Raw genomic sequence first — 13,769 nt, 5'->3', positions numbered from 1 at the left:
AGGGATCATTATATGGAATTATCAATTGAAGAAATACAAGAAAGGTTACTTCAGATGTTACTTGAAGTAACAACATTATTTGAAGAAAATAACATTCTATATTCCATTTCATTTGGAACTCTTCTAGGAGCGGTAAGGCACAAAGATTTTATTCCTTGGGATGATGATATTGACATCCATATTCATGAATCGTGTTTCGACGATGCCATGGAAATAGTTAAGAATAAATTAAGTGAAAAGTATCGCTTATTTAATAAATATGAGTTCCCTTTGGAATGGGATATCGATATGCGTTTAATAGATAAAAAAACTATCATTATTGATAATACATTTGATCAATTTAATTTTGATCCAATTGTCTTTGAATACAATGGTTTATTTATTGATTTTTTCAAAATGGATAAAATCAGTAAACTTAATCGTTTGAATTATACGTTATTAAGAAAATTAGATTATAAAAGAAAAAAAAACCAACTAAAACATTCTAACTATTTTTTGCGTTTTATACCGACTATTCCTTATAAGTGTACACAAATTATTTACTGGTTAATTGAATACTTGATTCCAAAAAAAGAGCTTGTTATTAGTGACAGAATCTTAGGTGGAACATATAAACAGGATGCCGTATTTCCATTTGTTGAGTTAGAAATTAGAGGGTATCGATTTCCAGCGCCTAATAATTATGAAGAAATATTAATTGACCTATATGGAGACTATATGAAACTTCCAGAAGAAAGTGAAAGAAAAAAACACTTCGTTAAATGTCTGATGAAAGGTTGAATGATGAATGAAATTATTTACACTTGGACCAGTTGAAATGGAGCAAGATATTGTTGCAATAGGAAGTGAAAAGTTACCTTATTTTAGAACAAGTGATTTTTCTGGAATTATGAAGAAAATAAACATTTCTTTAAATAAATTGCTAAAGACAAGTCCGGCTTCTAAATTAGCTATTTTAACGGCATCCGGAACAGCAGCTATGGAGGCTGCAGTAATTAATATGTTTAATAATAATGACAGGTTAATTATTATTAATGGCGGAACCTTCGGGAATCGTTTTGTTGAAATATGTGATATCTATGGAATTCCTTATGATGAAATACAGGTTCCTTTTGGTGAAACTTTTGATATTTCTTTACTTAAAGAATTGGAGTTATCTGCATACAGCGGATTATTAATTAATATTCACGAAACATCAACAGGCCAACTTTATCCAATAAAGGAGATAACAGAATACTGTAAAAAATATAATATATATGTTGTTTGCGATGCTATTAGTTCATTTCTAGTTGATCCTTATGAAATGGATAACTTTAATATTGATGTTACCATTTTAAGTTCTCAGAAAAGCTTAGCTCTACCACCAGGTTTATCCTTTGTAGTAATGAATGAAGATGCTTATAATCATGTTTGCTCAAACAAAAAAAAGAAAATGTATTATTTAAATTTAGTTAACTATTTTTCAGACATGGATAGAGGACAAACCCCATATACACCAGCAGTCGGAATAATATTACAATTAGAGAGAAAACTTGAAAATATTGAGAGGATTGGACTTGAGAAATATCTTGCTGGAATTGAAGAGTTGAGTTCATATTTTAGAGCTAAACTAGCATCTGAGACTATTGAAATTCCAAACTATCCACTTTCTAATGCTTTAACACCACTAATTTTTAAAGAAAATAATGCGAGAGATGTATTTAATAATCTAATAAAAGAACAAGAAATTTACTTAACGCCTTCTGGTGGAGAATTAAGACAAAAATTATTGAGAGTTGGCCATTTAGGTGCATTAAATACAGATGATTATGATTCTCTAATTGATTTTTTAAATAAGATATGAAAGGGTTTTTATATGAGAGTAATGTTAATGGCAGCAGGTCGCGGCACACGCATAAGAAATAATATTGGAGAAATGCCTAAATGTACTTTACCAGTAGGAGAAGTTCCATTGATTGAACGTACAATCCAACTTTTTAAAAAAAATGAGATAGATATTAGCATAGTTTTAGGTTATAAACATGAAAAAATTATTCAAATAATTGAAAAGTATAAAATTAATTTTGAAATTAATCCTTTTTATGATGTTACAAATAGTATTGCTTCTTTTTGGTTTTTAAAGCAAAGCTGGGGTAACGAAGATATTATTCTAATGAATGCAGATGTTTACATAGAACAAGAAACACTTGATCTAATATTAAACGAGAAGCGAAGTCCAACTTTGTTTATTGATACTCGGAACAAATATCATGGGGATTTTTTTATAAAGCATAATCAATATGATGAACTTTTATCTTATGGAAAAGATCTTCCGATATCGGAAAGAACTGGAGAGTACATAGGAATAGCAAAAATAAAGAAAGAACAAAAAAAAGAAATTCAAAATAAATTAGATGAAATGATTAATGAACAAAAACATGATAGATGGTGGGAAGATATCTTATATGAATTATCTGATAATGGGGGAGTAATCCATGTAAGTGATATAGCTAATAACTATTGGGGAGAGATAGATACAATTAGTGACTATAACAAATTAGTTCAACATTTTATGATAAAATACTGAATTAATAAGGAGGTTGGATATGAGTAATCAGAGAGATGTGATGGCTCGATCAATAGCATTACTTGATACGATAAATGAAGGAATTGAATATACTGAGGAAATTCTTTATAAAGAGGATTTTTCTGCTGCAATACAAATGATCGAAGATACATTAATGGGGTATGTTTCAGTGAAAAATGCACTCAAAGTCGTAGATGTTTTCATAGAGGATATCGAAGAAGTAGAACTTTTACAGGTAACTATTGAACAGAGTTTCAGAGACCTGACAAATTCGTTTGATAATAATAGTTTTGACGAAGCAAAATCAATCGTTGAAAATCAATTAAAAGTTGAATTCCAACGACTCAAAGTAATAATTAAAAAAGATTTTAATGATTTCATGTTAACTTGAAACTAGTATTAATACCTTTCTCCTCTGACCCACAAACATATTTAAGTTGGTGTTTTCATCGATATAATCAAGAAGGCTAAACATTTTAATATTTCTTCCGATAAGAATAGTAGAAGATATTGTATGAATGAAAACAGAAAAGAGCGGGCAGTAGACGCTTTTTTCTGTTTTTTGCTTTATATTGATTTATACAAAAAATGTTGGAGTCTTCTCCTTTTAGGATGGTGATTAGATGAGATTAACTGGTTTTGCATCTGGTATGGATATTAACCAGATGGTGTCGGATTTGATGCAGGCGGAACGGATGCCTTTGCAGAAGATGGAACAGGATCAGAATGAGTTAGTGTTAAAGATGGGGGAATATCGTGAGGTTAATCGTGCGTTCATGGATTTTCGAACGAATACGTTTGATACGATTATGCGTCGTTCAAATATGGATGCTAAACAAGTGGTGTCGACAAATGAAGCGTTAGTCAGTGCAACTGCGAATGCAGGTTCCGATAATGGTACGTATACTATTTCAAATGTGGAGCAGCTTGCGACGGCGGCTTATAATTTTAGTGAGGAAGCAATCGTAGAAAACAAAAGTGACTTTGATCCTAATGGGAATTTATCTGAACAAGAAGAATTTTTTGCAGGTGGTATTGAAAGAAATGCTGAGCAGGAAATTGTATTTGATATGACAACGTATGATGAGAATGGAGAAGCAATTAATGTTGCTTTCACCTTTGATGAGGAGGCGTCATTAAACGATGTTTTATCAGATATTAATAACTCAGAACTAGGTGTTCAAGCCTTTTATGATGCTCAAAGTGGTCAAGTTTCAATGGCACGAACAGAGACGGGGATTTACAATGTGCCAGAGGTAGAGGGTGAAGTGACACATGAAATGGCGTTTAATGGGAGCTTTTTGACTGACAACTTGAAGCTATCTGAGGACAATGAAATAGTGGCACAGAATGCGGAATTCAATTTAAATGGACTAACAACCCATCGTCGAAGTAACGATTTTCAAGTGAATGGCCTTCAAGTTTCCCTAAAAAATGAATTTACTGCTCCTGTTACGTTAACGGTATCAAATGATACAGATGAAATATTTGATAATGTTATGGGTTTTATTAATGATTATAATGACATGATTAATATGGTGAATGGAAAGGTGTCGGAGGAGTACTTTCGCGATTATGCCCCATTAACAGATGAGCAGCGTAGGGAAATGTCCGAAAGCGAAATAGAATTGTGGGAGGAACGGGCACATAGCGGGCTAGTACGTAATGATCGATTATTGACAGGTGCATTAAATAATATGCGTCAAGATTTTTACGGAACGGTAGACTCTGGTGATTTTAACCAAAGTATTTCGTTGATCACGGACATTGGAATTACAACAACAAGTAATTATCAAGATCGAGGACGACTAGAAGTGGATGAGGAGCAATTACGAAACGCTATTGAAGAGGATCCAGAATCCGTTTATCAATTGTTTGCTGCAGATGGAGAGACATACGAGGAGCAAGGGATTGCACGTCGTTTGCGTAACACTTTATCTGGACAAATTGAAATGATTTCTGAAAGAGCTGGTCGTTCAGAAATGGCTTCGAACCAACAATTCACGATAGGTAGACAGTTAGACCAAGGGGAAGAACGAATATCAAATTTTGAACGTCGTATGCAGCAAGTAGAACAGCGGTATTGGGCACAATTTAATGCCATGGAGCAAGCAATGGCACAAGCTAATTCTCAAGCAGAAATGCTAATGTCCCAACTTAGCGGGCTAGGTCCACAAATGTAGAATGTACAGATGCACAAGATTAAATTGTGCATCTGTTTTAATTTATAAAAAAATAGAAAATATCCGTATTTTAAATGACATTCTGTTAACAATTAAAGATTTTATTCCGATATAGATAATAGATGAAAACTGAGAGAACTTGAAATGACAATAGAATATAGGATAAGGAATGATGAAGGATGAGACTTTCGGGATTTGCAACTGGGATGGATATAAACCAGATGGTACAGGATTTGATGCGGGCTGAACGGATGCCTATGGATAGAATGAAGCAAGATCAGCAGATTATTGAATGGCGCATGGAGGAATACCGTGCAATAAATTTAAAGCTGGATAAGTTTCGTACAAATATATTTGATTCAGTTCTACGTCGTTCGTTAATGACTGCTCAAAAAGCAACGAGTTCAAATACGCAACTCGTCACAGCGACAGCTACATCAAATGCCAATGCAGGTACCTTTCGGATTACCGAGGTTGAAAGATTAGCAACTGCTGCATCAAATGCTAGTGCTGAAAGAATTTCCTCAGGAGAAAAAATTGATGCAACGAAAGCCATGCAGACGCAAAGCTTTCAAGATGAGGGATTCTGGCAGCAAGGGGTTGTTCATAAAAAGGAGTTAACAGTTGCAACTCAAACATCAACAATGAACGTTGAAGGTGGAATTGTTGATCCTGCTAATGCCATTGTGAAAGTGAATGGTGTTGCATTTGATGTCGTTACGTCCACGACTGGAGAATTGGAAGGAAATCAAGTGAGAGTAAACGAGGATGGCACGCTACAATTCGGGAGAGATCTTCGAGCAAAGGACAAGGTAGATGTAACCTTCTTTTCAGATGATGCGACAGAAGTCTTTGAATTAGAGGATGGAAAGTTGACGAAAACCTTAGGGAAAAGAGGGTTGCATGAGGTTCAAGTATCGGTTGATGGTACTGCATTAACTGTCGTTACAGATCCAAATGCAGAGTTGACTGAGGGACAAGTGTTTGTTAATTATCAAACGGGTGCTATGCGTTTTGCTGAAGGAACAGAAGGAGAAGTGTCTGTGACCTATAAGCAAAATTATACAACATCCAGTTTAACCACCTTCAATGAAGCTGGAAATGCTGTTAAGGACACCTTTGTTTTTACAGGTGATCAAACATTGAATGAAGTGGTACGTCAAATGAATGCTTCAAAGACAGGGGTTAATGTTTTTTACGACGAGCATGCTGATAAAATCTCCATTATTCGGACGGAGACTGGGAACTTTACAACCGGTGGTGAGATGGTATTCTCCGGAGGTTTTTTCGAAAATGGACTAAAATTAAATGCCGAAAATGAACGTGGTGGACAAAATGCAAAATTTACAATAAATGGCCTTGAAACAGAAAGGCGTTCGAATACATTTACAATGAATGGTGTGACTATGACACTTCAAGGTACATTCGAAGCAGGAACGAACACGATTACCATTGGTGCTTCTACAGATGCTGATGCCATAATGGAAAGGATAAAAGGTTTTGTTGACGAATACAATGAGCTTGTAGAAATGGTGAATGGAAAGCTCCGTGAAGATTTCCATCGAGATTTCAGGCCATTAACAGATGATCAGCGAGATGCAATGTCTGATCGTGAAATAGAACGTTGGGAAGAGAAGGCCATGAGTGGAATGTTACGTAACGATCGAATTCTCCGCAGTGGTTTTGATCGTTTTCGAATGGACATGTATACGCCTGTGAATGTTGGTTTTGAGTCGAATTATAATCATTTGTCTGCAATTGGGATTACTACTTCTTCTAATTTTCGTGATGGTGGTAAGCTTGAGATAAATGAAGATAAACTTCGGGAAGCGATTCTAAACGATGCAGATGCTGTTTTTCAAATTTTTGCAGGTGATGGAAGTACGAATGGGGATAAAGGAGTTGCTCGCCGTGTTCGAGAAAGTGCCAATGGGTTGATTGATCAAATATCCCAACGAGCAGGTGGGATGAGAGGTCGTAACATAAATCACCAATTTACATTAGGACGTGAATTGAACAATTTAGATGATCGTATCTCCAATTTTGAAAGAAGAATGGTGAAAGTGGAACAGCGATACTGGTCGCAATTCAATGCGATGGAGAAAGCAGTGGCACAATCGAATGCTCAGGCAGAAATGTTCTTTGCTCAAATGTTTGGCGGGCAGTTTTAATTTTTGAAGGTAAATTTATATTAATTGAAGATGGATTGATGGAGGCTAAGTATGGCATCAGTATTAAAGGAAGTACATGAAATAACGAAGGAGTTACACGATCACCTTATCTTAGAATTTCCTAAGGATGAAGGGCGTGAGGAATATATTGAGAAGATTGAAAAGCTGCTAGGGATGCGTGAAAGCTTAATGCAACAGCTAGATCGGCCAAATGGTGAAGAAGAGGTCATGTTAGCCCAAGAAATCTTAGAGATGAATAAAATCGTGAATGTGAGAATGAATGCTGCGTTTGGTGTCATCAGGATGGATATAAATTCATTAAAGAAACGAAAGCAAACGGGATTGAAATATGAAAACCCGTATGATGGTCCAACTGCAGACGGCGTGTTTTTTGATTCGAAAAAATAGAATTGTATTTTGGTGTTTGACGAAGTCGTAAGGTTGAATAGTTCTTTATTCTATTTTTTACAAATGAAGTAAAAATATTATGTAAAATGCCGATATAAGAAGTGTTAGACATAGTTTGGGAGTGGGAGTGATACACATGGAAGTGAAATCATTGGGATCTATGTCGGTGGGGGATTTGTTTGCGCAGGTGAAGGCGGAACGAAGCCCTACTCAGGATCGAAGTAGTGTGGATGGACAAGGAAGTGTAGACACATCTTCGAGGTTAATGGAACACGAGTCTCGAGTGAAGTCAAAAGAATGGTCTGTAGAGGATTTGGATAATGCTGTGGAGGCGATGAATGATTTGAGTGTATTCCGCCATACATCTTTAAAATTTGAGCAGCATGAAGTCCTTGATCGAACAATGGTTAAGGTTATTGATCAGACAACAGATGAGGTTGTGAAGGAAATTCCTCCTAAGGAGTTTCTGGATATGATTTCTTCAATGCTTGAGTTTGCGGGAATTATTATTGACGAGAAGATCTAAGTTAAAACAAAAGAACTTGGTGAAAAAACGAAGTTCTTTTGTTTTTTCTATTAATATATGTGAATTTTGGTCGATATGTATAGTGTAGTTGTAGTATAGATGTAGAATAGCGATTATTTGAATAGAGAGGAAGTTGTTCTTGTGGCAGTAAATAATCCATATGCAAAATATAAGCAAAATACAGTAGAGACGAAATCTCCAGGCGAGCTGACGTTAATGCTTTATGATGGATGCTTGAAATTTATTAAGCGTGCGGAGAAAGCAATAGATGAGAAAAAAATTGAGGACAAAAATACAAATTTAATTAAAGCACAAAATATTATTCGTGAGTTGATGGTGACATTGAAAACGGATGTGGCCGTAGCGAATAATATGATGCAGATGTATGATTTTATTTTAAGTCGCTTGATTGATGCTAATACGAACAATGATAAGAAAGCATTAGCGGAAGCAGAGCAGTTTGTGGTTGAATTCCGTGATACGTGGAAGGAAGTTATTAAGGTTGATAGACAGCGTCGTCATGGGGCTGGTGTTGGATCTAGATCTTAGATTAGAATTCTGTTAGTCAATTATTTTTAATGAACTCATTTATGCTGGATTTTTTCTCGGGAGTTCGTTACGATAAATAAGTGAATAGTATTGAACGGATAAAGGGATGTGTAAGTTGCATTCCTTTTTGTTTTGGTTCGAGGAGAGGCTTAATTTGTGGTAGTGGACTATTGGATTGTGAATAGGGGCGATTGGCTTATGACGGGAAAATTGACTGATGCACAGAAGCAGTTTTTACATAATTATAGTGATCTGTTGGGGGAAGTGGAGAAGACGTTACAGTTCGTTAGTGAATGCTATATGAACGGGGATTTGGATATTGGTGATCGATTGCTGAACGAGGTAATGAAGGGGTTAGTTCCTTATAATGTGGAAAATATGACGATTGTTTCGATATTTGGGTCGGATGAATTAGGGATGAAGCGATTGACTAAATTTCAAGAGTCTGTGAAGGAAGCTCTGAAGGTTGAGGAGACGTTTGATGGGGAGTCTGATAGATTACCATTTTTACACGAAACGTTGCAGCCTTCCTTACAGAAGTGGAAGCAAGTGGTGGAAGTGAAGCTAGTGGAATTAAAGGACGACACAAAATAGACACGAACCTGGTTCGTGTCTATTTTGTGTCTTGATGAGGTGGTGGTGGGAATTTTGTAGCATGTGGTGGAATTCATGTTTGGCGGATGGATCGAAGGAGTAGTTCGTCGGAGTTAATGTTTTCAATGTGCTTCTGTTCAACACTCATTTTGAGCTCCATGAGTGCTTCTTGAATGAGTTCGACTTGTTCCTCTGGGGATTCTAAGTGGTGTATTAATTCGGTTATATCCTCCCGCTTGATCATATTTCTTTCGATTTGTACAAGCTTGTGGATAATGACTTTTAATAAATCCATTTCGTTCATGCTTGATACGGACCTCCTCCTTTTTCTACATCTATTAATTAATACTTTTTAACAAAAAATGGGTATTTAATTGTTAGCTACTACTCCATTTGAAGCGGGTGGGTGATTCTCATTAGTTTCTGTAGTAGCGGCATTACCGAAGCTTGAACTAACTCCGTTTGCAGGTGCTGCTCCTTGGTTACTTGCGGTGGCACTTGGAATTGGGACTTCATCGTTTTGTTGTGTCATTCTTTTTAGGTGGAGGAATGTAATGTTTTCTGCGATGATTTCAGAGACGGTCATTCGTTTATTTTCAGCAGTTTCATAGTTTCTCATTTGAATTCGTCCAGTAATGCAGACGAGAGAGCCTTTTGTGCAATAATCTCCTGCTGTTTCAGCTAGCTTTTTCCAAGCGGTACAATCAATAAAATCTGTATCGTAGTTCCCCTCGCTGTTTTTAAAAGATCGTCTGACGGCAAGGTTTATCCGGCAATATGCTGTGCCTTCTTTCGTTGTATTCACTACTGGGTCTCGTACAATTCTTCCTATTAGCATCACTTGATTTAACAAGTTGAATCACTCCTTGGTTTTTTAAATAAAATTAAAGTTAAATTATTGCTATTAGCAACCAAAATCTATCGCAGCATCCGTAAAACTCAAAATTCAACAACCTCACCATTTTTTTACCACAGCCAAAAATAATCATGTATGATTGCTTTTTTGTAGCTGCTTTAGTTTCCATTCTCTTTCTACGTAATTGGAATAATAGAGATGAAGTGGTGTTGGAAATAGCTGACGTATTCGTTCTCTTGTAAATGCTTTCGGTGGGGAACGGGTAGCGATTGTTGAGGGAGCTATTTTATTCCACTCCCATGGTTGTGGTTGAAGGCGGAATAAATGTTTTTTGTCCACTGTATTTTCTTTTATGATTGGTGACGTAATTGCAAAGGTCCCTAGTTGAATTTCGGGATGGCAGTATAGGGAATAGCTGCTCCAAGGATAGTGGATGGGGTCCTCCATTAGTTTTGCTGCCCGAGGGTTGTTATGAATGTAAGCACTTGTTGTCATGAAAGCGTAGTCAGAAGGGACTGGGTGTCTCGTGTAGCGGTTTTCAAATACGTGTCCAGATAAGTGATATTTCTTGTTAAACCATATAGCGTAGGAGCCGTTTATTGCGTGCATGAGCTTTTGTAAGGGATCTGATTTCGTGCCGATTAATAGATGGTAATGGTTAGTCATGAGGCAATAAGCATGGAGGTTGTAGGGGGTCCATTGAAACGTGTCGTCTAGTATGGAGATGAATTTTAGAAAATCCTTTTCCTCTAAAAATAAAGGGGATCTCCGGTTTCCTCTGCTCGTGACATGGTAGATGGCTCCTGGATACCATTTCTTTTTTATGGAAGGCATAAGTGGCATTTCCTCCTTTCTTTCATTTATTTATATAGAAGCTGTTTAATTGGGAGAAAAAGCAGTTGTAAGTGGATACTCCTATTGTGGGATTAACTGGGCTCTAGAACAATTTGAGATAGTCTCACTGTATAGAGCAGGGGAATGTTGAAGGAGATTAGAAGAGGACTGGTTTGCTTTCGTCTTCGAATTAAACAGGCATCAACAAATGGATGAATTAGTAGTTTTTAAGTAAATGATTGTAGTGTATTAGGTTTGTAGATATATGTTACAAGTGTATAGAAAGGTAATATTTTCGTTTTTATGCTATGACGAAAGCTATTTTTTATTGAAATTTGATGGGAAGTGTGAGGATGATACTGGTTATGTAAGGTAAGAAAACTGTGTGGGTGTCCTCACACTTCAATTTAGGCTACTTATTGCGAAGGTAAAACTATGTATATGTATAGAAATTCTATACCACATCCTCTCTGAGAGAGGGGCAATAAGTAGCACCTATACTTGAAATGAATGGAAGGTGGTGCAGCATTCTATCCATAGTAGAGGTTAATGGGGTATATTATTTCGGGGCAACGATAGTAAGAAAGGGCTTACATTTTGATCTTTATACTACATGTCGTTATTGTAAAAAGGTGTAAAGGTGTAAGCGAGATGCCTGGTCAAGGAAGGGTGTTTGTGAGTATGTGAGAAAGTGTGGGGAAACTTCTAGATGTGGAAGTGTTACTTAAACATATTTAAGTTTAAAGCTAACGAATCAACCTAGTAAAGAAGTAGTAGTATGTGTAACCGTTCACAATAATAGAAAAAAATGTAAAAAATAGAACTTAATTTCATTTTATTGGAAATTTTGAAAATGGCAAGAGAATTTATCACTGTTCACAAACTTGTCACAAATTAGTAGTAATAAAATTGTGCGGAACCATGTCCCGCACAATTTTGTGTCTTTTATTGTTTTTGGTTAGCCGATGTACATGCGGTATTGTTCTTTTTCTGTTTGGTTGTTTTCCATGTAGGAGTGGTGCCAGATCATGTAGGTGAGTATAGTCCATATTTTTCGACTTCCATCGTATTTTCCTTTTCGGTGATCTTCTAGTAACTGTAGGCAGCTTTTTTTATTGAAGAGATGGTCTGTATTACTTTCAAGAATCCATCCTCGTACCCATTCGTACATGTCATCTTTTAGCCAATGGCGAATAGGGACAGGGAAGCCGAGTTTTTTTCGATGCAATATTTCCTGAGGAACCACATCAGCAACAGCTTCTCTTAGCCATACCTTCGTTTGATGACGATGAACCTTTCCGTAAACTGGAAGACGGGATGCCACATGAAAGACATCGCGGTCCAAAAATGGAACTCGTAGCTCCAGTGAATGGGCCATTGTCATTTTGTCTGCTTTTACCAAAATGTCCCCACGAAGCCATGTGTGTAGATCCACATACTGCATTTTTGTCACGTCATCATAATGGTTAATTTTATCGTATAACTCATGCATAATATGATCTGTTTTCCATTCATTGGAACCTGGGATGAAGATATGCTCCTTTTCATGATCTAAAAAGATCTTTGCATTCCCTACAAATCGGTCTTGTATAGGAGTACAACCACGAATGAAGAAGCTTCTCCCCTTTATTTTTGCCGGTAATTGTTGGGCTAATCCTTTAAAAGCACTCTTCAATGGTCCAGGGATGTAGTTAAACATTTGTAAGGATTGAGGTTCACGATAAATGTTATATCCACCAAAGAGCTCATCTGCCCCTTCCCCAGATAGGACGACCTTTACGTGACGACTCGCTTCTTGACTGACAAAATAAAGGGGAATGGCAGCAGGGTCTGCAACAGGTTCATCCATATGCCAAACGATTTTCGGAAACTCTTTCATGACTTCCTCTGGGGAGATTTTTACCCGGATATGGTTCACATTTAACGATTCTGCAGTTTCTGCCGCAATATCCCCTTCACTAAAACCTTTCCGTTCAAATTCCGCTGTAAAGGTGTTTAAATTCGGATGAAATTGTCGGGCTATGGCTACAATGGCGGAGGAATCGATTCCACCAGATAAGAAGGCGCCCACGGGAACATCAGAACGCATATGCCGTTTTACTGATTCGGTTAAGGAACTTTTTATATCAGAAAGCATGTAGTTTTTATAGGTCTGGAGCTTTTTCTTCTTAAACAATCTAACGAAAATGTTAGGCTTTTTATTCATAGGATCGTCTTTTCGTAGAAACTCTGGCTCCCAGTAGGCTTCTATTTTTAACTCGTTAGTGGAATTGGGCTGCCAATGGAACGAATGACCTGGTGGGAGCTTTTCGATGTCAGCTGTTGCTGTGTGTGGTTCTGGTATATATTGAAATGTTAAGTAATGGAATGCCCCTTTTCCGTCAATATAAGTTGGATCATTTAGGAAAAATAAAGACTTTTTTTCAGAAGCAAAAACGATCGTACCATTCCTTAATTTTCGGTAAAACAGTGGTTTTATGCCAAAGGGATCGCGGGCACCAAAAAGGAGTTCTTCTTCTCGATCCCAAATAAGAAAAGAAAACATTCCTTTTAAATGATCGACACACCTTTCTCCATACTGGTCATATGCAGCTAGTATTACCTCTGTATCTGATTCTGTCGTAAAGGTAGCGCCATTTTTCTTAAGCACTGTTCGGAGCTCAGGGGCGTTGTATATCTCCCCGTTAAAAACGATCGTAAACCGGTGGTGATTGCCATATTTCATAGGCTGATGACCACCTTCAAGGTCAACGATGCTTAATCGACGAAAGCCTAATCGAATATAGGTGTCCTCAAACATGCCAGCATCATCAGGGCCGCGGTGGGAGATAATGTCCATCATCTCCTCTAACGGTAGGCTATCAATCGTATTTTCGTGGCTTGAAACAATTCCAATAAATCCACACATAGGTCAAGCTTCCTTTCTGTTTCCGTATTCCAAATTTCTTCATTAGTTCTTCACGAGTTTGTGAAAAAACTTTGGTGGTTGTATGAAATATAAATGAATGATGAAAATCTCTAATGTATATTCAACTGGGTGCGAAAAATTTACTATTTTTGCAAATATTTTTGTAGGAAATAA

General features: G+C 36.8%; 14 protein-coding genes. 10 read left to right on the top strand and 4 right to left on the bottom strand.

Annotated elements, in window-relative coordinates; translation table 11 throughout:
- The first annotated feature begins 12 nt into the window (after positions 1–12).
- From QA612_RS04125 to QA612_RS04080, 10 genes are all read left to right on the top strand, one after another.
- Entirely contained in the window at positions 13–780 is a 768-nt protein-coding gene (locus QA612_RS04125; RefSeq protein ID WP_278282495.1) for a LicD family protein, read from the top strand.
- A gap of 7 nt (positions 781–787) precedes the next feature.
- On the top strand, positions 788–1,843 hold the full coding sequence (locus QA612_RS04120) for a pyridoxal-phosphate-dependent aminotransferase family protein (protein ID WP_278282494.1): 1,056 nt from the start codon (positions 788–790) through the stop codon (positions 1,841–1,843).
- A gap of 27 nt (positions 1,844–1,870) precedes the next feature.
- Positions 1,871–2,566 carry a phosphocholine cytidylyltransferase family protein gene (locus QA612_RS04115; RefSeq protein ID WP_278282493.1) on the top strand — a complete coding sequence of 232 codons (696 nt, stop codon included), beginning with the start codon at positions 1,871–1,873 and terminating at the stop codon, positions 2,564–2,566.
- 19 nt (positions 2,567–2,585) lie between these two features.
- Entirely contained in the window at positions 2,586–2,957 is a 372-nt protein-coding gene (locus QA612_RS04110) for a DUF8042 domain-containing protein (protein ID WP_278282492.1), read from the top strand.
- Between the two features lie 232 nt (positions 2,958–3,189).
- Positions 3,190–4,749 carry a flagellar hook-associated protein 2 gene (locus tag QA612_RS04105; protein WP_278282491.1) on the top strand — a complete coding sequence of 520 codons (1,560 nt, stop codon included), beginning with the start codon at positions 3,190–3,192 and terminating at the stop codon, positions 4,747–4,749.
- A 179-nt stretch (positions 4,750–4,928) separates the two neighbouring features.
- Positions 4,929–6,920, top strand: a complete 1,992-nt coding sequence (gene fliD / locus QA612_RS04100; protein ID WP_278282490.1) for a flagellar filament capping protein FliD — start codon at positions 4,929–4,931, stop codon at positions 6,918–6,920.
- A 51-nt stretch (positions 6,921–6,971) separates the two neighbouring features.
- Entirely contained in the window at positions 6,972–7,328 is a 357-nt protein-coding gene (gene fliT / locus QA612_RS04095) for a flagellar protein FliT (protein WP_278282489.1), read from the top strand.
- A gap of 136 nt (positions 7,329–7,464) precedes the next feature.
- Positions 7,465–7,854 (top strand): flagellar protein FlaG, encoded by a 390-nt coding sequence (locus QA612_RS04090; protein WP_278282488.1) that lies wholly within the window; start codon positions 7,465–7,467, stop codon positions 7,852–7,854.
- 141 nt (positions 7,855–7,995) lie between these two features.
- Positions 7,996–8,403 (top strand): flagellar export chaperone FliS, encoded by a 408-nt coding sequence (gene fliS, locus QA612_RS04085; RefSeq protein ID WP_278282487.1) that lies wholly within the window; start codon positions 7,996–7,998, stop codon positions 8,401–8,403.
- 156 nt (positions 8,404–8,559) lie between these two features.
- Positions 8,560–8,997 (top strand): DUF8042 domain-containing protein, encoded by a 438-nt coding sequence (locus tag QA612_RS04080; protein ID WP_278282486.1) that lies wholly within the window; start codon positions 8,560–8,562, stop codon positions 8,995–8,997.
- 73 nt (positions 8,998–9,070) lie between these two features.
- Here QA612_RS04080 and QA612_RS04075 read toward each other — a convergent pair whose 3' ends face one another.
- The 4 genes from QA612_RS04075 to asnB all read right to left on the bottom strand — a co-directional run bounded on the left by QA612_RS04075 (position 9,071) and on the right by asnB (position 13,595).
- Positions 9,071–9,301, bottom strand: coding sequence for a hypothetical protein (locus tag QA612_RS04075; RefSeq protein WP_278282485.1), 231 nt, complete (start codon positions 9,299–9,301; stop codon positions 9,071–9,073).
- A gap of 66 nt (positions 9,302–9,367) precedes the next feature.
- Positions 9,368–9,850, bottom strand: a complete 483-nt coding sequence (locus tag QA612_RS04070; RefSeq protein ID WP_278282484.1) for a single-stranded DNA-binding protein — start codon at positions 9,848–9,850, stop codon at positions 9,368–9,370.
- A 132-nt stretch (positions 9,851–9,982) separates the two neighbouring features.
- A complete protein-coding gene (locus QA612_RS04065) occupies positions 9,983–10,687 on the bottom strand; it encodes a transposase (protein ID WP_278282483.1) in 705 nt (234 codons plus the stop codon).
- Between the two features lie 958 nt (positions 10,688–11,645).
- Positions 11,646–13,595 carry an asparagine synthase (glutamine-hydrolyzing) gene (asnB, locus tag QA612_RS04060; protein ID WP_278282482.1) on the bottom strand — a complete coding sequence of 650 codons (1,950 nt, stop codon included), beginning with the start codon at positions 13,593–13,595 and terminating at the stop codon, positions 11,646–11,648.
- Positions 13,596–13,769 lie beyond the last annotated feature (174 nt).

This window comes from Evansella sp. AB-P1, from assembly GCF_029688925.1.
Taxonomy (GTDB): domain Bacteria; phylum Bacillota; class Bacilli; order Bacillales; family Salisediminibacteriaceae; genus Evansella.
The sequence above is the reverse complement of the archived record's forward strand: the minus strand, read 5'-3'. Positions and strand labels throughout refer to the sequence as shown.